A 26712-nucleotide genomic window follows, 5' to 3' on the forward strand; every position below is an offset into this window, starting at 1 on the left:
CTTACCCCAACTGTTGTGTTAATAAATGTCCCATGTAGTCCGCTAATTGGCGATGGGGAATAAGCCGCAGATTATCACTGGCAAAAGCATGAATTAAATAATGCGATGCTTCAAGCCGACCAATCCCACGAGTTGCCAAATAAAATAATGCTTCCTCATCCAATTGTCCAACCGTCGCCCCATGAGAGCACAATACATCATCGGCAAAAATTTCCAACTGCGGTTTGGTATCCACTTCCGCATTTGCTGAAAGTAATAGGTTTTTATTTTGTTGTTTGGCATCAGTATGCTGTGCATTTTTAGCAACAAATACCTTACCATTAAATACTGCACGCGAATGCCCAGTGAGAATGCCTTTATAATCCTGTTCACTGCTGCAAGAAGGCACCAGGTGCTGCACTGTGGTATGATGATCCACATGCTGTCCTTCAGCAGGAGCGTAAATCCCATTCATCAAAGAATGTGCTTTTTCTTCTTGCATATACAAACTGATATCTGAACGTACCCATTGTCCGCCAAGGCTTAAAGAATGATTGGCGAACTCACTGCCCTCTAATTGCTTCACCGACAGATGACCTATATGAAAAGCAGATTTACTCTCTCTTTGCAGCTTATAATGCGTTAATTTTGCACCAGGACCAACAACAATCTCGGTTACCGTATTCGTCAAATAACAACAATCAGCCAAACCTTGATAATCTTCAATTATTGCAGCCTGACTGTTCTCCTCGGCAACAATCAAATGTCGCAAATAAACTGCCTGATTCGTTTGAGTCTGCATATGAGTTAGAGCAATGGGTTCTTCAAGAACAACACCTGATGGAATATAAATCAACACACCACAGTGAATCATAGCCGTATTTAAATAATGAAAACCATGCTCTTGTTTTAAAACAGATCCCAGATAAGGTTTGAGTACTTCTGGATATTGGGTCAATGCAATAGATAACGGTAGAACTAACACTCCTTTTGGTACAGTCTTGGCAAGCTGCTCTACGCCCTCAATGACTCCATTTCGAATCAATATACGTTGAGTTATTGGCAAATCAGAGTTTACTTTGTCCTTATAGGCCGTAGCCGCGGACTCCTTGAGGTTATCTACAGCATGAGAAAGCATAAAAGGCTGATTTAATAATGCCTCAACACGGGTATATTTCCAGTCTTCATCATGTCGCGTTGGAAATCCATGTCGATTCAAATCCATTAATGCTTTAGTTTGCAATCGGGCAAGCCAAGGCAAACTAGATAAACCAGCTTTTGCTTGTTGTTGGTAAAAATCCAAAATCTCGCTCATCACTACACCGTTTCCTCAAGCCAGCTGTACCCTTTTTTCTCTAATTCAAGTGCTAATGATTTATCACCAGACATAATGATACGACCATTTACCAGCACATGGATAAAGTCGGGTTCAATATAATCAAGCAAGCGCTGATAATGCGTTACTAAAATAATAGAACGCTCTGGAGAACGCATTGCATTAACACCATGCGAAATAATACGTAATGCATCAATATCCAAGCCTGAATCAGTCTCATCGAGAATAGCAAGTCTTGGTTCCAGAGCTGCCATCTGTAAAATTTCATTCCGTTTTTTTTCGCCGCCAGAAAACCCTTCATTAATGCTGCGATAGAGAAAGCTTTCATCCATTTCCAGTAACTGACATTTTTCCCGAATGAATGACAGGAACTCAATGGCATCAAGTGTATTTTTCCCCTGACCCTTACGTACTGCATTAACAGAGGCTTTAAGAAAATTAACGTTAGTCACGCCAGGTATTTCCACTGGATATTGAAACGACAAAAAAATACCGGCACGTGCTCTTTCTTCGGGAGACAAAGGAGTCAAATCCTTTCCTAAATAGTTTATTTCCCCACTAATCACTTGATAAGAAGAATGACCGGCTAATACTTTGGACAGGGTACTTTTACCTGAGCCATTAGGTCCCATAATGGCATGAACTTCACCTGCATTTACCTGAAGATTAATGCCTTTTAAAATGGATTGGTCATTTATTTCAACATTTAAGTCTTTAATTTTTAACATATTAACCTACTGCCCCTTCTAAACTTAGACCTAGCAATTTAGTCGCTTCCACCGCAAACTCCATAGGTAATTCTTTTAATACCTGCTTACAAAAACCATTTACAATCATCGAAACAGCATCCTCTGTATCGATTCCTCGTTGTTGACAATAAAACAATTGCTCTTCACTGATCTTGGAAGTAGTTGCTTCATGTTCTACTTGTGCTGTGGGGTTTTTTACTTCTATATAAGGAAAAGTATGTGCAGAACATTCAGAGCCCATAAGCATGGAGTCACACTGAGTATAATTACGTGCATTTGTTGCTGTTGGAGCGATACGAACCAAACCGCGATAAGCATTATGTGCACGTCCCGCACTGATCCCTTTGGAAATAATAGTTGAACGTGTGTTTTTTCCAATATGAATCATTTTAGTGCCTGTATCGGCTTGTTGATAGTTGTTGGTTAGGGCAACTGAATAAAACTCACCAACAGAATCATCTCCTTGTAATATCACACTGGGATATTTCCAGGTAATTGCTGAGCCCGTTTCAATTTGCGTCCAGGAAATTTTGGAGCGTTTGCCGCGGCAAGCACCACGTTTCGTCACAAAATTATAAATACCGCCTTTTCCTTCCTTATCACCTGGATACCAGTTTTGAACCGTGGAATATTTAATTTGTGCTCCATCCAAAGCAACCAACTCGACTACTGCTGCATGGAGTTGATTTTCATCACGCATCGGTGCAGTGCAGCCTTCAAGATAGGAAACGTAACTGTCTGCATCAGCGATAATCAAGGTACGTTCAAATTGTCCTGTAGAAGCAGCATTAATTCGAAAATAAGTCGATAGCTCCATCGGACAACGCACCCCTTTGGGAACATACACAAAAGAACCATCACTAAATACAGCCGAATTCAACGCAGCATAAAAATTATCACGATAAGGTACTACCGATCCTAAATATTGCATCAGTAGCTCTGGATATTTATGTACCGCTTCAGAGATAGGACAAAAAATAACGCCTTTTTCAGCGAGTTTCGCTTTAAACGTAGTTGCCACAGAAACACTATCAAAAACAGCATCTACAGCTACACCAGCCAGCATTTCTTGTTCTCTTAAAGGAATGCCCAGTTTCTCATAGGTTCTTAGTAACTCAGGGTCAACCTCATCCAGACTCTTGGGCGCATCTTTTTTCATTTTAGGCGCTGAATAATAAGAAAGAGCCTGGTAATCTACAGGCGGATAATGCACGCTGGACCATTGAGGAGGAGACATGGTTAACCAATGTCTATAGGCTTTTAAACGCCATTCAAGCAAAAACTCTGGCTCGCCTTTAATTGCTGATAAACGACGAATCACGTCCTCGTCCAGTCCAGGCTCAAAAGTATCTACTTCAATGTCGGTTGTAAACCCATGTTGATATTCTCTATCGAGCAGAGAATTAATTTGCTCACTGCTTTTAGCCACGATTAACTCCACTTGCCAATTGTCGAACTCGCTCCACATCATGTGCTTGCAAAGTTGGTTTAGCCAAAGTGGCTAAACTTACACTATCCAAAGCGGTTTCAATTGCTTGACTAATTAATCGCCAATTACCTTGAATAGTGCAAACACCTTGTAATGAACAATCATTAGGTTGCAAACTGCATTCTGTGAAACCACGATGCTCTTCCAATGCAAAAATTATTTGCGACACAGAAATCTCAGTTGCAGGTCGTCGCAATCGATATCCTCCAGCCACTCCGCGTACTGAAGTTAACAACCCTGCACTGGTTAAACGTTTTAAAATTTTACTTACCGTAGGTACAGTCAGATGAGTATGTAATGCAATATCACGAGCATTACACAATTCTTGCACGTGTCTGGCGAGATAAACCATCACAACTGTTCCATAATCGGCCAACTTGCTGATGCGCAGCATAACACCCCAAAATCGAATAATCTAGTACTGAATAAGTCTTAATTTGAAACAAAACATCCGCTTGATCAAATTTCTATCCATATTATAAATATAGTACCAAAATAGTTCTATATTTGGCAAACCAGAATAATATCTTATTGTTCATGAAGGATGCAAACAAATTCAACAATAACAGCAACTCTTAGGATTTCAGTTCTAATTTTACTTTTGTACAAGGAAGGCGTGTCATTTCTGTACATACGAGAGGTCATACTTAAGGCCTGTCTCTTAAGTGCCTTGGGAGAAGCCAGCCTTAAGGCAACCCTCCAATTCGTACTGGCCCATTCCAATTATTCATTTCTTCTTAACTAAGTATTATAACCCCTCCGAATTAAAATAAAATCATTAAGGTAATTTTTGAGCAATTAATTGGCGAGCATCGATCATGCAAGCACATATAAATGAACAAACAAAAGGAAAAGATAGAATAAACTATGATTTTAAAAAATTTTTCTGATCACGCACTAAAAAATTTATTTTTACCTAGATCATCAAATCAAGTAAAAAGCAGGCTTGCATTGATTAGAGTATCTCTAAATCCTAATGGCAACAAGACTCATACTACAGCAATGCGAATAGGTTTATTAGAAACCTGTACCATGTATTATAAAGGGAGCGAATCTAATTTTTTTGGAAATCGAAATCGCTCTTTATCTCCTTTAATTCACGGGATAAAGACTGCGTTCCAAGACAACGGAGATCTAAAATTAGCTTGTAATAAGTTAGTAGAAACCCCAAATATACCTGTGGAAATCAGGGATATTGCCAAAGCGATTCAAGCAGTACAGATTGCACTAACGAGCACCCATTCTCTAGCTAAAACACTGGCAATCTAGATCATAACTTTTGCTCGCGGTATATTAGCAGTTTAAAAACTTAACTCACTTGAACTAAAAGCGATATATAACGTATCATCTTCTTTTAAACTTAGAGTGTTTGCAATAGAATTCCATGCTTGAATCAGGATCTATTAGGAGCAAGACCATGTCAGTTGCGCATTATCCAGCCCCACTGGTCAGCAGCCAACTTGTTGATTCGGGAACGATGCTTGTCCCGCAAGGTTACTATCGCTCTAAATTATTTATTGCTCCTTTTGCTACTAACGATTTAGTTGCGGCTGCAGGCCCTCTTTTATCGCTATTGGAACGACTCTGTCTTAGCCCCTCATTACCTGCTATTGAGAATATCAGAGACAATATTGAACATGAGTTACTTGCTTTTCAGAGTAAGATAGATGCATCGAAATACCCGACAGACTTTGCTGCCATTGCTCATTATTTAATGGCAGCAACCATAGATGAAATCCTGGGTAAAAATTACATGCGAGTGTATCAAATTACCGCTGAATTTAAGGCCTTCACGCCGCTCGCCAATGATAATGCCCAACCACAACATCGTTTTTTTGAAATCCTCAATTATATAAAAGAACGACCAAACCAATACCTTGATCTTATTGAATTGGTTTATTTTTTTCTGATCATTGGCTTTGAGGGCCATTATCATCTCAAACCTGATGGACGACAGGTTTTGGATAACTTCATTGAAGATCTTTATCAAATAATTCAGCAAAATCGTTTTAATCAACCACGCCGTTTATTTAATGAAAATCCTATACCCAAAATTGTTAAAAAAAATTATAAAGCTGTCATAATCACTTTGATTTCTGCGATTACCGTTGTAACACTTGCTTTTTTGACCAGCCAATACTTATTGGAAAATAAAGCAAAAAACGTTTTATTTGGACATACCCAACTTGCTCTTCTGGATAGCTGATGGACAATTCTTTACGCGCATTATGTGATGCTATAAAAAAAATACTTTTACAATTAAAGCCACAAAGCAATCAGCTGTCTTTTATAGTGATTACCGGCAAAAATGCCCAAGGAAAATCGGCCATATTAAAGCAAAGCAATATGGAAGAAATACCTGTTTTTAGTGAACAACATGCCAAAATATATTTTAATCGGAAAGGGATCATTATTGAGCTTGGTGAAAATTGGCTTACCAACAGTAAAACCTTATTGCTCACTACCCTGAAACAATTAAATCGATGCAACGCGTATCTAAAAATTACGGGTCTTGTTTTATGTATTGATGTAAACGACTTGCTTATTGCGGATCCCAGTCAGTTTGCAGAACAGAAAAAAGCGCATTTGCAATTGTTGGAACGATTTGGAACTAACCTGGGTTATTCCATTAATCTTGCGCTGATGTTTACCAAAATGGATACCCTTGCCGGCTTCACCGAATTTTACCAATCAGAACATACAACCGATTTATCGAAACCCTTGGGATTTTCACTTGATTGCAGAAATGAATTAAAGAAAAAAATAGAAGCATACTCATTACAATTCAATCAGCTCACCGAACAACTTGGTCAACAAGTAATTAGCAAAATGCACCCCGCGCGTTCTACAATGAGGCGCAGTTTAATTCGGGAATTTCCATTACAGGTAGCCAGTTTACGTGCTCCTATTCAAGCATTAATTCAGGGAATTTCACTCAAACTTTTTAATTTACATTCTATTTATTTTAGTAGCGCGGAGCAAGGTGGCGTGAGTATTGACCGTCTGAATAAGAAAATTCAGCATGAATATGCATTGATGGTCCAAGATACATTTCCTCAAGCGACAAATTTCAGAGCTTATTTTGTTGAGGGTGCATTAAAGACCCTTCAGGAACATTGCAGTCAAATTCCACAAGCCAGAAAGTTTTCGCAAAAACCCATTATTGCAGTTACTGCAAGTATTGCTGGAATCAGCTTGCTGATCTTAAGCTATAATCATTATAAAACAGCTCATTTATTGGATGAAGCAAGTAAAGAATTACTTGCTTATGATGTACTCAATAGCCAGAAAAATAAAGAAAAACAGGCTCTTTATCATTTATCCAAGGCTGCAAAAACGATGAGCCATATTCCAAGTAATTCTTTGTCACTACCCACAGTACATCAATTAAAAAACAATTTGCACCACAATGCTGAAAGCCGACTCCATGGTGAATTTTTACCTTCGTTAACCAACGAGCTGGAAGACGTAATCAATAATTCAGGAAATACCCCTATCGTTCGTTATAACGCCTTGAAAATTTATCTGATGTTGAGTCAACCAGAACATTTTTCAGCAATGCAAGTACATGATTGGTTTGCTGCTCAATGGAAAAACCAGCCTGAAAGCTCTTTAAACAAACAGTTGGCGCTGTTAAAACTCTTATTAAGTAAACCACCCCAAAATATAACCGTGAAACCACAGGTAATTAGTGATGCCAGAAATTACTTAAATGCATTGCCTACCAGTTACCTCTATTACTCTATTGCAAAAGAGTTTTTACCTAATGCCAAACAAAAAATTGAAATTAATGGTTTTGTATTAGCTACTAACGAATTGCCGAGTTACTTTACCCGCTCAGGTTTTAATGAAGTCATGCAAAGAATTCCTGATATTAGCCATAGTTTGCAAAAAGAAAACTGGGTTCTTGCTCGCAATGATTTAAACCAATTACAAGAAATGATCATTCAGGCATATTGTTTTGATTATGTCACCTGGTGGCAAACGTTCATGCGCAAATCACAACCTTTGCATTATCAAGATTATCAAGCAGGCCGGCAAGTAGTTAAAAATCTGGAACAATCTCATGCACTAAGCAAAATGATCGGATTAATCCAACAGGAAACCAAGGCTGACTTGACCAATACCACATCACTATTCAATCAATCTATTGCCAATCAATTTACTGATTTAAATTTAATGAGTCTTTCCAGTACTAAAGAGCTAAGTCTGAAAATCGTTGATTTAGAGCGCTTTATTTCTACTTTATCCATGATAAATGATGGAGGTAAAACCGCATTTAATATTACTAAAACGCGTTTTGCGAATGATAGCGCCTCAGATCCAGTAAGTTTACTTTATAATCAAGCACGACAATTACCAGAACCTCTAAGTGCCTGGACAAAACAATTAGCAAGCGACACGTGGGGTATTTTGATCAAAGACAGTCGCCAGTATATAAACCAACAATGGCAACAAACCGTTTATAGAGAATTTCAGACCACTATTGCCAGGCGCTATCCTTTTGATGCCTCGCAACAAGAAATTGCACTAAACGATTTTAATCATTTCTTTTCTACTCACGGTGCATTAAATTCATTTACTGACAACTATGTTAAACCATTTTTGGATGTTTCCAATGCAGAATGGAAACCTAAAGCAGTAAATGATTCAGTATTACCTATCGCCTCAGAAACATTAGATGCGCTGATACGTGCGAATATTATTACCAATATGTTTTTCCCTGATCATGGAGAGGAAAGTAAAATTGATTTTAGTCTGCAAAAAATTAGCCTTGATCCTGTGGTTGCAAACCTGGAACTTCAGATTGGCAGCACAAAATTGACCGATAATCAAAGCACCGAGTCAGTTATTCGTTTTACCTGGCCGCAATCCCACGCAAAACTTGCTCTTAATTCAATTGAAGGCAATCACTATGAACTCACTGAACAAGGAATCTGGGCTTTATTTAAACTGCTCGAAAAAGTGAATGTTCTCGTTGATGAACAAGACAGTTCCAGCTTACAAATTCTCTTTGAAATCAATAGTAACTCAGGACGTTACCTGTTAAAAACAAATAATCAGGTTAATCCATTTACTCCAGGAATTCTAAATGGATTTACATTGAATAATTCTATCGTTTAACTCTTTAAAAAGACCAATGCTTTAGCCTCTTATTAATCTTATCGATATCAATGTTGCGGCCACTTTGAAAACTATTTTTTATAAACCAATATTTTCCGAGCATTCCTAAAGCGTTACTCATTTAGGATATATTTCTATTGCTCTTCTCCCAGAAACAATCCTAGCTTGTCATTTCATTTTAAAACAATAAAAGATACCAACTTAAGGTGATAATAAATCATATATATTATAATTTATAACAATCGTATAGAATTTTATCTATCAGGGATCTGTTTAAAAGAATTCGAGTATGAAATTATGGATAACTCAAAGTATGTACAAGATCCCATTGGAAAATACAATGGCAAACCTGTAGTTCATGAAAGAGATAAGAGTCCACTCTTTCCTATGAAATTAGATGCAAGTCAAATTAGTCAAGGTGGTCGAACTGGGGACTGTTTTCTCTTATCTACTATTAATTCAATTCTTGCACTTCCCGGTGGGGAGGATTTTATTCGCAAACCAGACATTAGCTAAAATTTTAATCACAAAGAGACAGATTCATCGAAATTCATATATACTTACTTACTCTATTTAAAAGAAAGGTTTCATACTATGCGTGCGTTTATTTCCTATTTATTTATTGCATTACTAAGCTTTGGACTGTTAGTGAACGAAGCCTCTGCCAAACGCTTTGGTGCTGGCAGAAGTTTTGGTATACAGCGCTCCCAAAGTGCTTTGTTTTCACCAAATAAGGTACAGAAATCCAGTGCTCTTGGACAAAGCACGAAAAATTCCAGTCGATGGGGAGGATTACTCAGTGGTTTATTAATTGGCGGCTTGCTTACTAGTTTATTCATGGGGCATGGGTTTGCCAGCGGAATTATGTCATGGCTCGTTGTAGGCGCAATTCTCTTTTTTGTTATTGGTTTTTTCCGTAAAAGAATGCAACCGGGCTTTCAATCAGGACAAGGACAAGCACGTTCTTTTAATCAAAATCCTTTTAATAACTTTACTCAGTCATTTAATAGCAGCACCGGAGGCAGTTCCGCTAATAACTTTTCTGAATATCCTTCAGGTTTTATGCCTGAATCCTTTTTGCGTGAAGCCAAAGTAACATTTAACCGCTTGCAAGCTGCTTATGACCAAAAAAACCTGCAAGACTTGAGTGAATTCACAGCACCTGAAGTATTTGCAGAAATCAAGATGCAATTAGATGAGCGAAGAAATACGTCAAATAAAACAGAAGTCATCACTTTAGACGCTAAGTTACTTGATATTTCTAGACAATCTAATTCACTCATTGCAAGCGTTCACTTTACCGGCTCCATTAAAGAAGATGATGAACCTATTAGTCCACTTGATGAAATTTGGCATTTTCGTCAATTTCCTAATAGTACCCAATGGGTTGTCGGCGGTATTCAGCAGGAAGTATTTCAACCTTAATCAGAGTGTTAACCTGGGTTTTCCTCTAACAATAAGAGGAATATCCAGGAAAGTTGAGAAAATTAATGTTGAGTATAATACACGATATTCGCTAAACCATAACACCGAAATTTTAATACTTTTACCACAGAGTGGTTCGGAAAGGGAACGCCAATCTTCAATTTTATTTCTAAGGACGCGCCGGAATATTATCAAGATTATTACCAGGAGAATTTACTTCATCTTCTATAGCTTTAATATGAGACTCACTTAATCTTGCCTCTTCTCCATACTTTTTGTAAAAGTCTCTTTGTATTTCTCTAAATTCTCCGACTTCTGGAGCATCTTCCTTTTTCCTTGCTATAGGACAACACTATAAAATTTCTTAGTCAATAAAGCATATTCGACTTTTAATTCCTTTGATAATAAATGCTGGTCTACATAAAATGGATTATATTCAATCTTAAGGGTGGTGAGTCCACTCTTTAATATCCTCATTAAAATAGCTGAGATGTGCACGGCAGGAAGCGTCATTTCTGTTGCTTTCAGAGTTTTGATGTCATTGGATAAATTATTTGTATTTGGATAATATATTTCATCTTTAGGAATATTATTTAGGTCAATTGCTAGTTGTATTTGATTTGATTGAATTAAAAAACTGGCAAATTTGAACCCTTTATCTAAACGTTCAGTATTAGCTAGCTCGTTGACATCAACAGTCCTACGTTTCATCTGCTCGTCTGTTTCTTTTCTCTCTATGGTTTCATCTTCATGGCACGTTAGGATCGGTCTTTTTCCTATTAAACCGAATAACTTCTTATGTGTAGATTCATCTATTTTTTTTTCACACATACCTAGCCATCTAATATTTTTATTCCCTAAGGGCAAGTGAGAAAGGACACTCTCATAATTACTCACTCTGTCACCTCTAAAAGAAGTTTGCGGAAAGAAATAACTACTAATGGTCCACTTGTTTTGTAAATTAACGTGATAGTTTCGAGATGATCCTAATTCTTTCCGTAGAAAAAAGTTACTTTCGAATGTAATTTTTTTCCACGAAAAAAGTCCTTGAGCTAGTGCTGTATTAATCGCGAATCGTTGATACTTACTTTTCATGATACACTCTATTTAGTAAAATTTAATTATTCTAATCATTTGACTTCTAAGAAGTATTTGCATTGCAAAACTTAATTGAGTATACCTCGATCACAATTTACCTGAAAGGATGACTTTGATTATACTCCAAGCAAATAAGTCGAGCTTGTTGTGTAAAAACATGTCTTAACTCTTCATGAGCAGGACACATTGAATGGCATTATAAAAATCATTATGGGTAGGTTAATAAATCCAATTTCTTTGCCATATTCAAACCTATTGGCGAAAAATTGTTATTCCTGGGATAGTTCTAAATAGAGGCAGAGCTTAAGTGCAAGTCACGAATAAATCAAACAAATTTATAAAGATGATTCGTTGAAATACGTGTTAACTCAACTAATGGTAGGATAACTTAACTTTTTTTCTTTTATTCAACAAGCTCGACGAAGAGGCGGATGCAATAAAAACGTAAAGTTTGACAGTATTCGATGCGCTATGACGACGTTTTGATTTACTCGTCTTCGTATCAATGTAACAAACTCCTGTGTGGATTACATACCTCGGATTTCAACTTCTTGGCACGCAGTGAATGAGCTAACAAGTACCTAAAGCATAGTTCTTTGAGTGTTTTCTTTTTGCGGCTCCTCTTTTAATTCTTTAATTTTAGAAATGATGGCTTTGAAAGCTGTTTCTTCATCCCAGGGTTTTCCTTCTTCTTTACTAATTACAGCCCTTATCTGACTTGGATCGATATTGCGTTTACCAATTTTTCCCAATAAATAATTTTTTTGATCGTAGGCACCGTGTGTGCCATCAATCAGTAAAAACACAGGTTCTTTATTAAATTTAAAAGCATTGACGACATGTTGTCGAATCCCATCATGAAGTTTCTGTTGTAATTTAATCTCCTCATCGTTTGAAATCCCTATTAAACCCTGATGAGAGTAAAAATCAGATAAACTGATAGCATCTTTGCGAACAGGTTCTTGCTGATGCTTTGCAGCTTCCTCCCTGTTGCGAACCACGGATAAAGCATAGCCATTTTCTACTAAAAACATCATTTCATCATGATTTAAAGTCATTTTCTTTTGGTCTGACTTCGATTTAGCGTATAAACCCACTCCAATTCCCACTCCTGCGGCTATAGCCCCTGCACCTTTGGCGCCGGTATGAGTTTTTTGTTTTGTCTTTTCTTTGGATCGAGATTGATCGTGTTCTTTTTCCACAAGAGCATTCTTATCTTCTATTGTCTTTTTTATCGCTTCTATATGAGATTCACTTAAACCTGCTGCTTTCGCATATTTTTCGTAAAACTCTCGTTGCTTTTCTTTAAATTCTTTGACTTCTGGCGCATTTCTATCTTCCCTTGCAAAGGGAATAACCTTATAAAAATCGTTCAGCATTAAAGCATATTCATTTTTTAATTCCTCAGATAACAAATGTTGATCTACATAAAGTGGATTATACTCAACATTAATCCGCATCCCATCCCTGGATACCCCTCCTATAATTGCTGAAATGTGAATGGCTGAAATTGTTAATTCCCTTTCAACTACTGTATTTCCAACCCAAACCGCGTCAGTCAAAGTTTGTTCTTCTGCAAGAATAGGATTAGTATTAGGATTATGTCTTTCCGTCGAGGGAACATTTTCTTGATCAATTGCAATCATTCCCTGGCGTTGAGGAATTAAAAAAGAAGAAAATTTGAATCCCTGAAATAAACTTTCAGAAGTTGAAATACCTCTGACTTTGCCTATTCTATGTTCTTTAACCAGCCTACCTGTTTCTTCTCTATCTATTGTTCCATTTTCATGGTATGCCGTAAGTGGTAGTCTCCCAACTATACCGTATAATGTTTTGTTTAAATCTGCATTCATTTCTGATTTATGCATACCTCTTACAGCAACGTCTTGGGTACTTAACACAAAGAATGAGAAAGTATCTTTATCACTAATAAATCTCTTTCCTCGGAAAGAAAACGTATCAAAATAATTAGACTTTATAATTACTTGACTAGTATGGTGCTCGTATGCATATTTTTGTGCGCCCCATAAATGACGTCCCAACGTTAATGAGGATTTTTTTGCAAATATCGAGGTACCGAGGCGTGCCACTGTACCTGTTTTACCTTTCATAATGATTCTCGGAAAAAAGAACCTACTTAAATTGTAGTAATACAGAACAATTAATTCAAATTTATCTCATTTTGTCGTAATCACATAAATCAGTTGCATGGATAACTCATGAAAAAGCACATCGTTTACCATAAGAGCGTGTTGCATCGATGCAAATTATTTACCTAATAAGTTTGATTTTTTACACGTGACTGTTTTGTAGTAAATAACAAACAAGCTACCACTACAAACCACAAAATGAGTTATTCTATGCTCAATAAAAATCAAGTAAGGGGTATTTTTATTTGGATTAATTAAGTTATGGAGATTGGTGGTACGACCAAAAATCCCAGCAAGGGATAAAACAAATCAAAAACGTTATTTATAGTGAGCAATGCATCGAATACTGCCAAACTCTTACTGCTGCTGCAATAGCAGCAGCATCGATTAATCGCCAGTAAATTCCTTCCGAAATCAGGTGAGGTACTCTGAACAATCCGTGTAGATGAATAGCTATTTAGATGTATTGCACCTCAACAATTTCATACTCCACCATACCCCCTGGTGTGTTTACGGTGACTGAATCATCCAGTTCCTTACCTATTAAAGCACGGCCAATAGGAGAACTGTAGGAGATTTTATTCTGTTTAATGTCCGCCTCATCTTCACCAACAATTTTGTAAGTCACCTTCGCATCTGTTGCGATATGACATACTGTGACGGTACAACCAAAGACTACTTTGCCGTTATTCTGCAATTTGCTGATATCAATAATTTGTGCATGAGATAATTTTGCTTCCAGCTCTTGAATACGGCCTTCATTAAAGCTTTGCTGTTCTCGGGCTGCATGATATTCGGCGTTTTCTTTCAAATCACCATGTGCCCTTGCTGTAGCAATCGCTTCAACAATACGAGGCCTATCCACAAATTTTAATCGCTGTAATTCTGAATTAAGTGCTTCTGCACCTTGAACTGTCATGGGGTGTTTGCTCATATCTACCTCAAAAATAATTCCCTGGTAATTTATTTTTTAATCTCATTCCCTTCATAGAAGAAAATGAGATCTTTAAATTTAGTGATACGTGTAGCTTAGAATGCAGTACTGTTTGTTAATGTAAATCCTGCAATCGAGTTACAGTTTCTCTATCTTCATATTTCATAGCCAAACAAGCAGCCTCAGCTCCTGACAAGGTTGTAGTATAGCTAACCTTGTGTTGTAATGCATTGCGTCTAATTGCAAAAGAATCGGCAATTGCTTGCTTGCCCTCAGTTGTATTTACAATAAAATCGATTTCGTTATTTTTTATAAAATCCAAAACGTGTGGTCTGCCTTCATTCACCTTAAATACTCGGCGACAATCCACTCCGGCTGCTTGTAAAGCCAAGGCTGTGCCACGTGTTGCAATAATTTCAAAACCTAATTCAATCAATCTCTTGGCAATTTCACCTACTCGAGTTTTATCAGCGTCCCTAACGGAAACAAAAGCACGACGACGTTTGGGTATGTTAGAGCCTGCTCCTAATTGTGCTTTAGCATAAGCCTGTCCAAAACGTCTGGCAATACCCATGACTTCCCCTGTAGATTTCATTTCAGGGCCAAGAATAGAGTCTACCCCAGAAAATTTGATAAAAGGAAAAACAGGAAGTTTAATTGAATAAAAGGATGGCATATGGTGATTTTGACTTAAACCTTGTTCTTTTAAGCTAATCCCCAGTTTGCAAAGAGCTGCAATTTTGGCCAAAGGTAACCCTGTCGCTTTGGAAACAAAAGGAACTGTCCTTGAAGCTCTTGGATTTACCTCCAGAACATAAATATCGTCCGCTTGAATAGCAAATTGCGCATTAATCAAACCTACTACTCCTAAATTCAATGCCATTTGACGCATTTGCTCCATTAAATCCTGTTGTACCACAACACTAAGGCTAAATGGAGGTAAAGTACAGGCAGAATCTCCTGAATGAATACCAGCTTGTTCTATATGTTCCATTACTGCACCAATCAATACCTCTTTTCCATCACAAACGGCGTCAATATCTACTTCAATTGCATCATTTAAGAATTTATCCAACAATACAGGAGAATCATTGGATACAGCAACCGCATGCGATAAATAATGGCGCAAATCATCTTCTTGATAGACAACTTCCATAGCACGCCCCCCAAGAACATAGGAAGGTCTTACCACTAACGGATAACCGATCTTATTTGCTAAAGTGATGGCTTCTGCCTCACTACGTACAGTTCCATTATCAGGTTGATGCAATTTTAACTCAGTTACTAATTTTTGAAACCGATCCCTGTCTTCCGCCCTATCAATTGCATCAGGAGAGGTCCCAATGATTTTAACACCATTTGCCTCTAAGGCACGTGCTAATTTTAAAGGGGTTTGCCCACCGTAATGGACAATAACTCCTTCTGGTTTTTCTACATCTACAATACCTAAAACATCTTCTAACGTCACAGGTTCAAAATACAAACGATCGGAAGTATCAAAGTCGGTAGATACTGTTTCAGGGTTACAATTAACCATAATAGTCTGGCATCCTGCGTTTCTAAGAGCCATGGCTGCGTGCACACAACAATAATCAAACTCAATTCCCTGTCCGATTCGATTAGGTCCTCCACCGAGAATCATAATCTTTTTCTTGCCGGTATCAGGACGAGCCTCACAGCGGGTTTCATAGCACGAATACATATAAGCCGTATCACTGGGAAATTCACCAGCACAAGAATCAATGCGTTTATAGACAGGGACAATTCCTAGTTCTTTTCGTTTTTTGCGTACTTCCTCTTCAGCGCAAGACCAGATTTTAGCCAAATAGGCATCGGCAAAACCACGTCGCTTCAGCAGACGTAAAGTCAGTGCATCGATATCTGCCAATTTCTTCCCAACCACAGAGCGTTCCAGAGCGACCAGCTCCTCGATTTGAGCCAGAAACCAGGGATCAACACGACTTTCCTGATGAATTTCTTCAAGAGTGATATTATTCCTAAAAGCATCAGCGATATACCAAAGCCTATCTGGAGTTGGCTCCCGCAAATGACCTCTTAAACGTGCTAAATCGCTTTTTTTGAATAAAGGATGCAAACCACAACGTCCTATCTCTAAACCCCGTATTGCTTTTTGTAAGGACTCCTGGAAATTAGAACCAATTGCCATCACTTCACCAACTGACTTCATTTGCGTAGTCAGGATATCAGAGGTTTGTGGGAATTTATCGAAATTAAATCGTGGTACTTTAGTGACTACATAATCAATGCTTGGTTCAAATGAAGCCGGTGTCTTACCCCCAGTAATTTCATTTTTTAACTCATCAAGCGTGTAGCCAACAGCCAGTTTTGCAGCAACTTTCGCAATAGGAAAGCCAGTTGCCTTGGAAGCCAAAGCAGAGCTTCGAGAAACCCTTGGGTTCATTTCAACTACAAGCATTCTCCCATCCTCTGGATTAACAGCAAATTGTACGTTTGAACCTCCTGTATCAACACCTACAGCTCTTAATACTTTAATGGCGGCATCTCGCATACGTTGATATTCTTTATCAGTAAGTGTTTGTGCAGGAGCAACAGTAATTGAATCGCCCGTATGAACTCCCATGGGATCAAAGTTTTCAATAGTACAGACAATAATGCAATTATCATTTTTGTCACGTACTACTTCCATTTCGAACTCTTTCCAGCCAAGTACTGATTCATCGATCAATAACTCATGAGTTGGCGATAACTCTAATCCACGCATACAAATTTCTTCAAATTCTTCACGGTTATAAGCAATACCACCACCACTGCCCCCCATAGTAAAGGAGGGACGAATAATTGCCGGATAACCCAATTGCGCCTGTACCTGAATTGCCTCTTCCATGCTATGAGCAATCGCCGAACGCGGCATATCCAAGCCAATTTGAATCATCAATTGACGAAATTTTTCTCTATCTTCAGCACGATCAATCGCTTCTCGTGTTGCGCCTATCATTTCAACGTTATACTTTGCTAAAATTCCCTCGCGTACTAAATCCAGAGCACAGTTAAGCGCTGTCTGCCCACCCATAGTGGGCAAAAGGGCATCTGGACGTTCAATTTCAATAATACGTGCTACTTCTTTCCAGGATACCGGCTCAACATAAGTTGCATCTGCGAGTTCTGGATCTGTCATAATGGTAGCTGGATTGGAATTTACCAAGATCACTCGATAACCCTCTTCCTTTAAGGCACGTACTGCTTGGGTTCCAGAGTAATCAAATTCACAAGCTTGTCCTATTACAATAGGACCTGCTCCAAGGATGAGGATGGATTTAATATCGGTTCGTTTTGGCATATTGACAACAAAAAAGAATAAAATGATATATTTTACCTACTTTTGCTTAAAGTTTATACCCTTAATGCTCAATTATCTGTATTGATTCGCTAAAATTATTTGCAACCCTGCTTCAGTTAATGATAAATATTTATAATTAGGATCAGCGGTCGTTCGCTCCAGCCACTCATTAGCAATGCATGTATCCGTTAATTGTTGTAGATCTGCAACTGATACAGATTGTCCTAACTTTTGAGAAAGCATTGCTGCTGCATCCTCTTCCATACTTAAAAAAACTTGATCTCGAGTTGCACTACGATTTCTCATCTCATCATAAAATAATTGCAAAATATCAAGTTCACTCATGATGATTGTCCTTAAAATGGAGCACTTGAATACTTACAGTATAAACTTAAATTAACGTCATAAGTGTAAATGAAAGAAGAACAAGAGCAATAATCCTCAATTAGTTCTTGAATAAGATTACTTTGGCTTTTATCTCCAAGTCTGCCTCGTTAATGCGGTATCCAATTGTATTGTAGGTGATTCAGAAGTATTGACATCCGAACCAAAAAACGATTGGCGAGCGGTACCTGGCCCTAAGTTCATTTTTTGCGTAGGTAATCGAGAAGATAAAGCTTGAGCCAAATCTTTCATTTGGGCAGCCGCCTCAGCTAACTCTTGGGAAGAGCAATCTTCTTTGGTAAGTTCATACCAAATATATCTTGTTTCCATTTTGTTATAAGCTTCTGGTTTTTTCAGAAGATCTTTATTGAGAGGGTGTTTCGGATTTTGCTTTAACCAATGCAGTAAACTTTCTTTATCGGTAACATAGCTGTTCGCAGGAACATTATGCCATTGCTCCTTTTTTTTATATTGTTTTACCAATAATATAGGTGTTTCCACTTCATTATAAGCTACCATTTCATCTTCAATTCGGGTTTTATCATTATTCACTAAAGCAGTCCGTACATCCTCCAGCTTTTTTGATAAATCGTTATATTGAGTGTATAAAGTTTTTAAAGCATCCAACTGTCGTTTTTCTTCTGGAGATAAAAAATCTGGGGGATTGGTCAATTCCTTTATAAGCATATTGATTTTTTCTAATTCAATGTTATCTAATAACTTATGAGATACTCTTGCATCCTTACTTTCTAAATCTGGAACTTCCAAATCTTCCTTGACTACAACAACATCTTGTAATTCTCCTCTTATTCGTTGAAAGCCATCAAAATCAACATCATCGATTACTTCATCTGCATGCACACCGGCCTGAAAGGCTCTCACATATAAACCGATGTCCTGCGTTAAAGTATGTTGCGAAGCGAACGCATTCCGAAAGCCCTCCATCTCATGAAGTAATCCACTCCTAAAACCAAGCCAGAACGATGCAAACATGTTGATTACAGTATTGTAAACTAAAAAGGCTGTTGTAACTGCAAAAGTAATTGCCACTACTGCCACTACAAGTGGAAAAATAATCAACGTAGTCAGTAGAAAATTCTTCGCAGTTGAAACACCGAGATTCTTAAAAACAGATGCAAAGTAAATAGGTAAGCTGATTACACCCGCAACTCCCAAAAGAAATGCAATCGCTTCATAAAGGGCATTGTATACCAAGATGCGTAATGGCAATACTATAACACCCAAGATGATCGCCAAAAGACGTTTTAGAACATACATATAATGTATTTATAATGAGTTCGCCGCATAAAAAAACACCTTCATGTCCAAGAACAATTCTTTGAATCACGCGCAACGCATGTTACCCTTGCACAGGTTTAGATTTAACACAAGTCAATCCGATATGGAAGCAGTTGATGTCATTATTATAGGCGCAGGTGCTGCAGGTTTAATGTGCGCCATTGAAGCGGGCAAACGCCACCGTAAAGTCCTGGTATTGGATCATGCGAATAAAGCAGGTAAAAAGATTTTAATGTCGGGAGGAGGTCGTTGTAATTTTACTAATTATTATATTGAACCTGAAAAATATAACTCCCATAACCCTCATTTTTTTAAATCCGCTTTAAGCCGCTATACCCAATGGGATTTTATTGAGCTTGTTAAAAAACATAAAATTCCCTTCCATGAAAAAACCTTAGGGCAATTATTTTGTGATAATAAATCGAAAGACATTGTGGATATGTTGCTTAAAGAGTGTGGTGCCGTAGGTGCCACAATACACCTAAATACCTATATAGAAAAAATTCACAAATCACACAGTTTTAAACTACAAACCACTAAGGGGATATTTCAGTGCCAATCTCTTGTTATTGCCAGCGGGGGTTTATCCATACCTACCATGGGGGCTAGCCCATTTGCCTACAAAGTTGCAGAGCAATTTGGTATTAAAGTATGGCCAACTCGTGCTGGATTAGTTCCTCTTACTCTTGATGTATTGGAAAAAGAAAGAATCACTCTGCTTTCCGGAATTGGTATTGATAGTTTAGTTAAAAATGAACGTATTGAATTTCGTGAAAATACCTTATTTACTCATCGCGGTTTGAGCGGCCCTGCAATTTTACAATTATCGTCCTATTGGCATGCAGGAGAGAGTATTTGTATCAATTTATTACCCGAAATCAATCTCTTGAATTACTTAAAAAATGCTCGATCTGAAAAACCACAGAGACAATTAAACTCTATCTTGTCCACACATTTACCTAAACGCATTATCGAACTCTTTATTTCACCAGAACTTGCTGAAACGAAACTTGCTGAACTCTCAAATCATAATTTGGAATCTGTAGCAAAACAACTTAACTCTTGGCTGGTAAAACCGAATGGAACTGAAGGATATCGAACAGCTGAAGTAACTATTGGTGGTGTAGATTGTCATGCAATTTCCTCCAAAACTATGGAAGCTCAAAATACCCCAGGACTTTATTTCATTGGCGAAGCCTTGGATGTTACCGGTTGGTTAGGAGGATATAACTTTCAATGGGCTTGGTCATCAGGATGGGCAGCAGGACAAGTAGTATAACACGCGCAATACGCCACAGATGAACAGTCACTTTACTTAAAAAAGAAATAAGCAAGTGCTGTTAAGATTATGGATAAAATAAGATAAATTAGTTTGCCAAGATGCATCTCGCTTAAAAGGTTTTTTGCCTTTTCCCAATAATCAATCAGATCGATGATTAATGGGATACCAAACCATAAATAGATGGGACGCTGCCAAAATGGTTTATCCAAAAAACCGCCTAAAACAAATAATTTCCTATTACATAAACTACAATAATAAACAGCTTGATCAGTAGTGACTAATCTTTCTTCCCAGCAAACAGTAGGCTCCATACGCTGTCGGCAAAACTTACACTGAATTTTCATTTTTTGATATATTTACACTATGTGATCAATATTCTATCATGAAAACGTATAAATAAAATCGGAGGTAAATCACCAAGTGCCATGTTATGGAACTCTTCTCATCAAATACAAGCCCAATAGCGCGAAAATAAAAGTAGGCCCTAAAGCAGCTAATTCAGGAGGCAATTGAAATACCGTGCTGAGTGGACCAAAAAAACGACTTAAAATATGAAAGCTGAATCCTACGGCAGCACCCACCAATAATTTTGATCCCATAGTCGTTGAACGCAATGGACCAAAAATAAATGGAATGGCGAGGATCATCATCACCATGGTAGTAAATGGTTGAATAATCCGTTGTAAAAAAGCAAACTGATAATTATGCACATTCTGATGGTTGTGTTTCTGCTCTCGTATATAACGATTTAATTCTCTCAAGGTCATTTCATCAGGCTCAATACTGCTAATCATTAAGATTTTTGGTTTTACGGATACTTCCCAGGGAAGAGTAGCAAAAGTCTGAGTTTTCGTCTTATCTGCCTCAAAATCTGTTTGCTCTATGTCATATGCAACCCAACCTGTTGGCATATACTTTGCTTCACGAATAAAACGCGACATTTTTAAATGATGCTGATCATCAAAACGAAATTGATAAATGTTGTTTAAGACATTATGGGGCAATATCAATCCCACAGAAATAAATTCATTGCCATATCGCATCCAAGACCCTTGTGAGGTTCTTAATGTTTGTCCTCCACTGACTGCAGCAGTCTTATAGTCATTGGAGTAGTGGGATAAGTATGGGACTAAAGTTTCTCCTAGCGCAGTTACCAATACGATGAGTAACAGCGATGCTTTTAAAACGGCCCAAGTTACTTGTCCTATAGACATCCCGGAAGCACGCATTATGACCAATTCGCTATGATTAGCCAAAATCCCAAGGCCAATTAAACAGCCAAGGAGGCTTGCCATGGGAAAAAACAAATAGACTTGATATGGCATTTGTAACAAAATAAAAAAAATTGCCTGCATAATACCGTAATCAACCCGACCTAAATCACCTATTTCACCAACAAATAAAATAAAAATTTGCAACCCGACTAACATGAGCGTGACTAAACCAATAGAACTTAGAACTGTTTTTGCAATGTAGCGATCTAATATATTCATACTCATGCCAATTTCGCCTGATTACGCCAGTTTAGTAATAATCCAAAACCAATAACAATCAGATGTACCCACCATAAACCCATCCATTGCGGGGTTTTTCCGGAAATCATTACATCACGCGCAATAAACAATAAGTTTGCGTATAAAATATAAATAATGATTGCAGGTAATAACTTGGCGTATTTTCCAGAACGAGGATTAATACGACTCAAAGGAACAGCAATCAACGTCAAAGTAAATACCATGATTGGTACTGATAAACGCCATTGTAATTCAGCAGCCTTGGCAACATTTCCATTATTAAAAGGTAATAAACTGGCTGTGCTCATTGTGCGGAGATCACCAGAAACTTTGATCACAGGATGTGGCAAGCGTGCTTTATATTGTCCAAATTCTGCAACTTGATAATCTGCATGACCTGGAACCCCTTGATATTCTTTGCCATTTTGCAAGATGATGTAGTCCTCTCCTGTTTTTGCGTCAGTTTCCGCAAAAGCTTGATCGGCCCATAATATATCCCAACGTATTTGTGCATTTACAGAACTTCTTTTTGCCAGGAATACTTGCTCTGCCTTAGTATGATCGCGACTCATAGACTGGACGTAAAATACTTCCCGACCGTCATTAATGGCATGAAAACGTCCAGGCATGATCGTTTGTACCAAAGTTTGTATTCCCGTAGTACGCAACAACTTTGCACGTTCAATATAAATTAAGGGACTTCCCCAAATCATTATCACAGCTACAATAATAGCGACTACTGTTGCCATAATAAAACTGTGTTTTAATAATTGATTCGATCCATAACCACAAGCACGTAATACAGTCATCTCGCTTTCAGCATACAAGCGACCGTAAGCGAGTAACATCGCAATATAAAAACCTAAAGGAATGAGTAAACTTAGTAAAGTAGGTAATTCCAGTATCATTAACTTCATAATAATAACACCTGGAATACTGCCGGAAGCTGCTCGATTGAGATAGTGAATTAATTGATTACTCAGAAAAATTAACACCAATATGGAGGTTAGTGAAATCAAAGTGATAAACACTTCTTTAGTTAAATAACGAAAAATGATCACCCAATGCCCCCATTTTAATAACCTCATTCATAGAATCATTCTCATCTTGGGCATTGTATCCTCTTGCGGAAAACTAAAAAAGCCTTTTTCTGCCAGCATTTAAAAACACCCATTCGCTAGATTATTTTGTTGAAATTTAGTTTAATTAGTCAATAAATTTATATATTGTCTTTTTATTGCCCATAATATCAATTAAGTTATAAAGGAATAATTTAATCTACATCAAAAAATAAGGATTAAATAATGTCTAAAAGCAAGCACTTAAAAGAATATCAGCAAAAAAGAGATTTTAGGAAAACCAAAGAGCCTCAAAGAACGACCTCAAAAAAAAGGAACATATTTTTTGTAATTCAGAAACATGATGCCAGCCATTTGCATTATGATTTTAGTCTACAAAACGATGATGCATTAATTTCCTGGGCTATTCCTAAAGGAATATCAACAGCCGCTAATAAAAAACGATTAGCCATCCGTACTGAAGATCATCCCCTAGATTATGCTAAATTTGAGGGTATCATTCCTGAGGGATAATATGGAGCTGGAACAGTTATGGTGTGGGATCTTGGTCATTACGAGCTCATTGAAGAAAAAAAATCCATGAAAAAAGCTTTAAAAGAGGGGACTTTAAAATTTTTCCTGCATGAAGAGAAAATAAAAGGAGGCTATGCCATGACCCGTACTAAACAAGAAAAGGATACGGAGCAATGGGTCATTTTTAAACTTGATGATAATCAAGCAGATGCTTGGAAAAATCCTGTGAGCACTAAACCAAATTCAGTATTAACGGGCCGTTCTCTAGATGAAATTGCTAAAGAAGAGAAAGAAAATGAATAAATTATTCAGACAGTTATTAAGTTCTATGAAAAACACGCTGGATATAAAAGAACAGAATAAAGAAATTTCTCCTATGCTCGCAACGTTAACCCAAGATTAAAACCAAGTAGGTATTATAAACCTCTGGGAGGAGCCCTATGAAAATTGCCGGTGTTGATATCTCTCATCCAGATAAATTACTTTATCCAGAAGACTCGATTTCAAAAAGAGAAGTCGCAGAATATTTTTATAAAATCGCAGAATACCTTCTTCCTTTTGTACAAAATAGGCCGCTTAGTCTGAAACGATATCCTGATGGTATTAATCAAGAGGGTTTTTATAACAAACATCGTCCTGATTATTTCCCTGATTTTATTAAACAATTTACTGTACCGACAGTACAAAATAATTCAAAAATAAACATGATAGGCATCCATTCTAAAAAGGCGTTGGTTTACTTGGCAGGACAAAATACTTTAGAACTTCACTCTTCTCTGTCAACTATTTCCTCAATAGAAAAACCCGATCAAATTATTTTTGATTTGGACCCACAGGATGATGATTTTGAAAAAGTACGTGATGCAGCTCTTGCTTTAAAAAAGCTACTTGATGAATTTGAGCTTACAACCTTTGTCAAAACTTCTGGCTCTCGTGGTCTACATATCCATTTACCCATTAAGACTCACTACAAATTTGATAAAATCAAAAAAATTTCGAGAAAAATAGCAGAAAAACTGCATCAGCGACAACCCCAAATAACGACTTTGGAACAACGGAAAAATAAACGTGGAAATAAAGTATTTATTGATTTTTTACGGAATGACTATGCCATGACAGCAATAGTGCCTTATTCGCTACGTGCTCAAAAAGGAGCTCCTGTAGCAACACCCCTGGAATGGGAAGAACTGAATGATAGTTCATTACACCCCAAATCCTATCATTTGAAGAATATATTTCAGCGTTTAGGAAAAAAAGAAAATCCCTGGAAAAATTTTAATAAATACAATCGAAGTATAGAGCTATATGATCTATTTTCTTAATGTTTCTGTTTATTCAAGATTAAGCTTGGATCTGTTGTTTAGCAAAAAACTACTCTAATAATTGCCTTGGTCTTGATTTTAAAAACCCATTAGAGCTCTTGCATAACCTGCAGATTTTGCAAGAGCTCTATTTTGTTTCATCTGGTTAGTACCCTACCAGATAAAACGACATAAGCTTCCAAATTTAATGGACAGAGATTTTTTTCAATGCTTCTCCAGATAGTTTGGTATCACAATGTAATGCAATATCACCTAAAGACAACACACCGGACAGTTTTTTATCTTTATTAAGCACAATAAGCCGGCGTATTTTTTTCTCCTTCATGCTTTCATGTGCTTTTTTAACATCATCACTTTCAAAACAGTACCATACGTCTTTATGCATCACATTTTTTACTGGCGTATCTAATGGATTCTTATTGGCAAGAGCAGAGATAACGAGATCACGATCAGTAAGTATACCAACAATTTTATCTTTTTCTTTATCGCCAATGGGTAAAAATCCTGTATCTAATTCTCGCATTTTTTTAGCTGCTTCAGTAATAGTAGCGGTGGTAAGTAAAAATTCTGGTTTAGATGTCATGATTTCTTTGACTTGCATGATAACCTCCTTGAAAATAATTTTTTCCTTAATAAGTAGTAAAAAAATTATATGACTTAAATTTAAACAAGTCTTTCTTAAGAGTATATCAATTTTTCAGAAAATCAATTCCTGGTCTTTGAAATTGATGTGATCATTGAATGATTCTATGGGTGAAATCAGCGGTAAAAAAGGCAGTTCATACTTACGTACTTGAACTGCCCTTCTAAAAAGATATTTCAATTAATGTTTTAATGTTTTACTTCAGATGCTTTTTTAGCTTCATGAACGAAACCTAACATTGCTTTCTCAAGGATTTGAAAAGATTTTTGCATGTAATCTAAAGCCTTATGACTATTTTCAACAGCTAGATTAATTTGCTTCTCCAACAGTTCTTCAGGTTTTTTAATACCAGCAATCTCTTCGGGCTTGAGATAAGTCATACCTTGCAAAGTTTTCACATTCAATTCAGCTATAGCTTGAAAAGGCTCTTGAAATTTTTTAGCCATTTCAGTCCATCTTTCAAAATTTTGTTGGGCCATGATACTCTCCTCTATGTTGCATTGCACAATTTAATATTAGTATATATAGAACAAATTTGTCAATAGGTTAGGAATTTTTTTTTGCAATGCAGCATAAAAAAACTAATCTTAAAGTCTGCTTATTATCTATTGCTTTAAAACTCACACAATACCAGCTAGCCTTTAAATAAATTCTGCCATTGTTGCATCATTTTTTGCATTTGCTGATTCCAAGTTTCAGTTGCCTGACGATAAGGATTATTTTGTAAAGGTTTCTCCATAGCTTGAAACATCTGTTCCATCATCTGTTTTAAAGAAGCATGCATAGGATGATTGGCTAGAGCGATGATCTGCCGCAAAATATCTGAAGATAAAAATTGAGTTGAACCCGCCTCCATTTCCACAATAATTTGCAGCAAGATAGCATTCGTTAAATCTTTCCCAGTGAGAGAGTCTTCTACTTTAAATTGCACACCATCCACTACATAACGCTGCAATTCTTCAAGGGTAATATACTGACTTGTCTCAGTATCATAAAGCCGTCGATTTTTGTATTTTTTTATTAATCGAGTCATAGTGTTCTCTTCATATTTAGGTGATTTTGTTAAAAACTTC

At 37.1% G+C, this 26712-nt stretch carries 23 protein-coding genes and 1 pseudogene; 8 read left to right on the forward strand and 16 right to left on the reverse strand.

All coding sequences use genetic code 11. The annotated features are described in order from the left end of the window. Window position 1: 1 nt before the first annotated feature. From sufD to Ltuc_RS13400, 4 genes are read right to left on the reverse strand one after another with little or no spacing between them, the layout of a single operon-like run. Window positions 2-1294, reverse strand: a complete 1293-nt coding sequence (gene sufD, locus Ltuc_RS13385) for a Fe-S cluster assembly protein SufD (RefSeq protein WP_058521864.1) — start codon at window positions 1292-1294, stop codon at window positions 2-4. A 2-nt stretch (window positions 1295-1296) separates the two neighbouring features. Further along, the gene (gene sufC / locus Ltuc_RS13390; protein WP_058521865.1) at window positions 1297-2043 is read right to left on the reverse strand and encodes a Fe-S cluster assembly ATPase SufC; all 747 of its coding nucleotides are present in this window, start codon (window positions 2041-2043) and stop codon (window positions 1297-1299) included. A gap of 1 nt (window position 2044) precedes the next feature. Continuing rightward, window positions 2045-3493 carry a Fe-S cluster assembly protein SufB gene (gene sufB / locus Ltuc_RS13395; protein ID WP_058521866.1) on the reverse strand — a complete coding sequence of 483 codons (1449 nt, stop codon included), beginning with the start codon at window positions 3491-3493 and terminating at the stop codon, window positions 2045-2047. Beyond that, window positions 3486-3947 carry an SUF system Fe-S cluster assembly regulator gene (locus tag Ltuc_RS13400; protein ID WP_058521867.1) on the reverse strand — a complete coding sequence of 154 codons (462 nt, stop codon included), beginning with the start codon at window positions 3945-3947 and terminating at the stop codon, window positions 3486-3488. The genes sufB and Ltuc_RS13400 overlap by 8 nt, the downstream gene beginning before the upstream one ends. 473 nt (window positions 3948-4420) lie before the next feature. On the opposite strand from Ltuc_RS13400, the gene Ltuc_RS13405 reads away from it, so the two are divergent. The 5 genes from Ltuc_RS13405 to Ltuc_RS13425 all read left to right on the forward strand — a co-directional run bounded on the left by Ltuc_RS13405 (window position 4421) and on the right by Ltuc_RS13425 (window position 10102). Beyond that, the gene (locus Ltuc_RS13405; protein ID WP_058521868.1) at window positions 4421-4822 is read left to right on the forward strand and encodes a hypothetical protein; all 402 of its coding nucleotides are present in this window, start codon (window positions 4421-4423) and stop codon (window positions 4820-4822) included. Window positions 4823-4970: 148 nt separating this feature from the next. Next, complete coding sequence (gene icmH / locus Ltuc_RS13410) at window positions 4971-5759, forward strand: type IVB secretion system protein IcmH/DotU (RefSeq protein WP_058521869.1); 789 nt, start codon at window positions 4971-4973, stop codon at window positions 5757-5759. Next, window positions 5759-8677, forward strand: a complete 2919-nt coding sequence (icmF, locus tag Ltuc_RS13415; RefSeq protein ID WP_058521870.1) for a type IVB secretion system protein IcmF — start codon at window positions 5759-5761, stop codon at window positions 8675-8677. Before icmH ends, icmF begins: the two co-directional genes overlap by 1 nt. 297 nt (window positions 8678-8974) lie before the next feature. Continuing rightward, complete coding sequence (locus Ltuc_RS13420; RefSeq protein ID WP_058521871.1) at window positions 8975-9193, forward strand: hypothetical protein; 219 nt, start codon at window positions 8975-8977, stop codon at window positions 9191-9193. Between the two features lie 78 nt (window positions 9194-9271). Then, window positions 9272-10102, forward strand: a complete 831-nt coding sequence (locus Ltuc_RS13425) for a Tim44 domain-containing protein (RefSeq protein WP_058521872.1) — start codon at window positions 9272-9274, stop codon at window positions 10100-10102. Between the two features lie 339 nt (window positions 10103-10441). Here the strand turns inward: Ltuc_RS13425 and Ltuc_RS13430 are convergent, their stop codons facing one another. The 6 genes from Ltuc_RS13430 to Ltuc_RS13455 all read right to left on the reverse strand — a co-directional run bounded on the left by Ltuc_RS13430 (window position 10442) and on the right by Ltuc_RS13455 (window position 19265). Next, window positions 10442-11197 (reverse strand): hypothetical protein, encoded by a 756-nt coding sequence (locus tag Ltuc_RS13430; protein ID WP_058521873.1) that lies wholly within the window; start codon window positions 11195-11197, stop codon window positions 10442-10444. 584 nt (window positions 11198-11781) lie between these two features. Continuing rightward, window positions 11782-13311, reverse strand: a complete 1530-nt coding sequence (locus tag Ltuc_RS13435) for a hypothetical protein (RefSeq protein WP_058521874.1) — start codon at window positions 13309-13311, stop codon at window positions 11782-11784. Between the two features lie 496 nt (window positions 13312-13807). Further along, window positions 13808-14284 (reverse strand): transcription elongation factor GreA, encoded by a 477-nt coding sequence (gene greA / locus Ltuc_RS13440; protein WP_058521875.1) that lies wholly within the window; start codon window positions 14282-14284, stop codon window positions 13808-13810. 115 nt (window positions 14285-14399) lie between these two features. Then, window positions 14400-17603 carry a carbamoyl-phosphate synthase large subunit gene (gene carB, locus Ltuc_RS13445; RefSeq protein WP_058521876.1) on the reverse strand — a complete coding sequence of 1068 codons (3204 nt, stop codon included), beginning with the start codon at window positions 17601-17603 and terminating at the stop codon, window positions 14400-14402. A gap of 72 nt (window positions 17604-17675) precedes the next feature. Then, window positions 17676-17948 carry a hypothetical protein gene (locus Ltuc_RS13450; protein WP_058521877.1) on the reverse strand — a complete coding sequence of 91 codons (273 nt, stop codon included), beginning with the start codon at window positions 17946-17948 and terminating at the stop codon, window positions 17676-17678. Window positions 17949-18077: 129 nt separating this feature from the next. Then, window positions 18078-19265, reverse strand: a complete 1188-nt coding sequence (locus Ltuc_RS13455; protein WP_058521878.1) for an ABC transporter permease family protein — start codon at window positions 19263-19265, stop codon at window positions 18078-18080. A 124-nt stretch (window positions 19266-19389) separates the two neighbouring features. Here Ltuc_RS13455 and Ltuc_RS13460 point away from each other — a divergent pair, with 124 nt between their 5' ends. After that, the gene (locus tag Ltuc_RS13460) at window positions 19390-20565 is read left to right on the forward strand and encodes a BaiN/RdsA family NAD(P)/FAD-dependent oxidoreductase (protein ID WP_058521982.1); all 1176 of its coding nucleotides are present in this window, start codon (window positions 19390-19392) and stop codon (window positions 20563-20565) included. Window positions 20566-20597: 32 nt separating this feature from the next. On the opposite strand, the gene Ltuc_RS13465 is transcribed toward Ltuc_RS13460, so the two are convergent. The 3 genes from Ltuc_RS13465 to lptF all read right to left on the reverse strand — a co-directional run bounded on the left by Ltuc_RS13465 (window position 20598) and on the right by lptF (window position 23143). After that, the gene (locus tag Ltuc_RS13465; RefSeq protein ID WP_238584156.1) at window positions 20598-20912 is read right to left on the reverse strand and encodes a hypothetical protein; all 315 of its coding nucleotides are present in this window, start codon (window positions 20910-20912) and stop codon (window positions 20598-20600) included. A gap of 84 nt (window positions 20913-20996) precedes the next feature. Continuing rightward, window positions 20997-22067 carry an LPS export ABC transporter permease LptG gene (lptG, locus tag Ltuc_RS13470; RefSeq protein WP_058521880.1) on the reverse strand — a complete coding sequence of 357 codons (1071 nt, stop codon included), beginning with the start codon at window positions 22065-22067 and terminating at the stop codon, window positions 20997-20999. After that, window positions 22064-23143: an LPS export ABC transporter permease LptF gene (gene lptF, locus Ltuc_RS13475; RefSeq protein WP_058521983.1), complete on the reverse strand. Its 1080-nt coding sequence runs from the start codon at window positions 23141-23143 to the stop codon at window positions 22064-22066. The genes lptG and lptF overlap by 4 nt, the downstream gene beginning before the upstream one ends. 243 nt (window positions 23144-23386) lie before the next feature. Here lptF and Ltuc_RS15815 point away from each other — a divergent pair. Both Ltuc_RS15815 and ligD read left to right on the forward strand, forming a co-directional pair. Further along, a pseudogene (locus tag Ltuc_RS15815) lies at window positions 23387-23977 on the forward strand (DNA polymerase ligase N-terminal domain-containing protein). 137 nt (window positions 23978-24114) lie between these two features. After that, the gene (ligD, locus tag Ltuc_RS13485) at window positions 24115-24996 is read left to right on the forward strand and encodes a non-homologous end-joining DNA ligase (protein ID WP_058521881.1); all 882 of its coding nucleotides are present in this window, start codon (window positions 24115-24117) and stop codon (window positions 24994-24996) included. 184 nt (window positions 24997-25180) lie between these two features. On the opposite strand, the gene Ltuc_RS13490 is transcribed toward ligD, so the two are convergent. The 3 genes from Ltuc_RS13490 to Ltuc_RS13500 all read right to left on the reverse strand — a co-directional run bounded on the left by Ltuc_RS13490 (window position 25181) and on the right by Ltuc_RS13500 (window position 26672). Further along, window positions 25181-25597: a CBS domain-containing protein gene (locus tag Ltuc_RS13490; RefSeq protein WP_058521882.1), complete on the reverse strand. Its 417-nt coding sequence runs from the start codon at window positions 25595-25597 to the stop codon at window positions 25181-25183. A gap of 230 nt (window positions 25598-25827) precedes the next feature. After that, the gene (locus tag Ltuc_RS13495) at window positions 25828-26118 is read right to left on the reverse strand and encodes a phasin family protein (RefSeq protein WP_058521883.1); all 291 of its coding nucleotides are present in this window, start codon (window positions 26116-26118) and stop codon (window positions 25828-25830) included. A gap of 155 nt (window positions 26119-26273) precedes the next feature. Next, a complete protein-coding gene (locus tag Ltuc_RS13500; RefSeq protein ID WP_058521884.1) occupies window positions 26274-26672 on the reverse strand; it encodes a polyhydroxyalkanoate synthesis regulator DNA-binding domain-containing protein in 399 nt (132 codons plus the stop codon). Between the last annotated feature and the right edge of the window lie 40 nt (window positions 26673-26712).

This window comes from Legionella tucsonensis, from assembly GCF_001468035.1.
GTDB classification, from domain to species: Bacteria; Pseudomonadota; Gammaproteobacteria; order Legionellales; family Legionellaceae; genus Legionella; species Legionella tucsonensis.

Excerpts from the sequence above, each read along its gene's own strand:
- sufD (WP_058521864.1), bottom strand. The coding sequence starts at position 1,294 with ATGAGCGAGATTTTGGATTTTTACCAACAACAAGCAAAAGCTGGTTTA.
- sufC (WP_058521865.1), bottom strand. The coding sequence starts at position 2,043 with ATGTTAAAAATTAAAGACTTAAATGTTGAAATAAATGACCAATCCATT.
- Ltuc_RS13400 (WP_058521867.1), bottom strand. The coding sequence starts at position 3,947 with ATGCTGCGCATCAGCAAGTTGGCCGATTATGGAACAGTTGTGATGGTT.
- Ltuc_RS13405 (WP_058521868.1), top strand. The coding sequence starts at position 4,421 with ATGATTTTAAAAAATTTTTCTGATCACGCACTAAAAAATTTATTTTTA.
- icmH (WP_058521869.1), top strand. The coding sequence starts at position 4,971 with ATGTCAGTTGCGCATTATCCAGCCCCACTGGTCAGCAGCCAACTTGTT.
- icmF (WP_058521870.1), top strand. The coding sequence starts at position 5,759 with ATGGACAATTCTTTACGCGCATTATGTGATGCTATAAAAAAAATACTT.
- Ltuc_RS13420 (WP_058521871.1), top strand. The coding sequence starts at position 8,975 with ATGGATAACTCAAAGTATGTACAAGATCCCATTGGAAAATACAATGGC.
- Ltuc_RS13425 (WP_058521872.1), top strand. The coding sequence starts at position 9,272 with ATGCGTGCGTTTATTTCCTATTTATTTATTGCATTACTAAGCTTTGGA.
- Ltuc_RS13430 (WP_058521873.1), bottom strand. The coding sequence starts at position 11,197 with ATGAAAAGTAAGTATCAACGATTCGCGATTAATACAGCACTAGCTCAA.
- Ltuc_RS13435 (WP_058521874.1), bottom strand. The coding sequence starts at position 13,311 with ATGAAAGGTAAAACAGGTACAGTGGCACGCCTCGGTACCTCGATATTT.
- greA (WP_058521875.1), bottom strand. The coding sequence starts at position 14,284 with ATGAGCAAACACCCCATGACAGTTCAAGGTGCAGAAGCACTTAATTCA.
- carB (WP_058521876.1), bottom strand. The coding sequence starts at position 17,603 with ATGCCAAAACGAACCGATATTAAATCCATCCTCATCCTTGGAGCAGGT.
- Ltuc_RS13450 (WP_058521877.1), bottom strand. The coding sequence starts at position 17,948 with ATGAGTGAACTTGATATTTTGCAATTATTTTATGATGAGATGAGAAAT.
- Ltuc_RS13455 (WP_058521878.1), bottom strand. The coding sequence starts at position 19,265 with ATGTATGTTCTAAAACGTCTTTTGGCGATCATCTTGGGTGTTATAGTA.
- Ltuc_RS13460 (WP_058521982.1), top strand. The coding sequence starts at position 19,390 with ATGGAAGCAGTTGATGTCATTATTATAGGCGCAGGTGCTGCAGGTTTA.
- Ltuc_RS13465 (WP_238584156.1), bottom strand. The coding sequence starts at position 20,912 with ATGAAAATTCAGTGTAAGTTTTGCCGACAGCGTATGGAGCCTACTGTT.
- lptG (WP_058521880.1), bottom strand. The coding sequence starts at position 22,067 with ATGAGTATGAATATATTAGATCGCTACATTGCAAAAACAGTTCTAAGT.
- ligD (WP_058521881.1), top strand. The coding sequence starts at position 24,115 with ATGAAAATTGCCGGTGTTGATATCTCTCATCCAGATAAATTACTTTAT.
- Ltuc_RS13490 (WP_058521882.1), bottom strand. The coding sequence starts at position 25,597 with ATGCAAGTCAAAGAAATCATGACATCTAAACCAGAATTTTTACTTACC.
- Ltuc_RS13495 (WP_058521883.1), bottom strand. The coding sequence starts at position 26,118 with ATGGCCCAACAAAATTTTGAAAGATGGACTGAAATGGCTAAAAAATTT.
- Ltuc_RS13500 (WP_058521884.1), bottom strand. The coding sequence starts at position 26,672 with ATGACTCGATTAATAAAAAAATACAAAAATCGACGGCTTTATGATACT.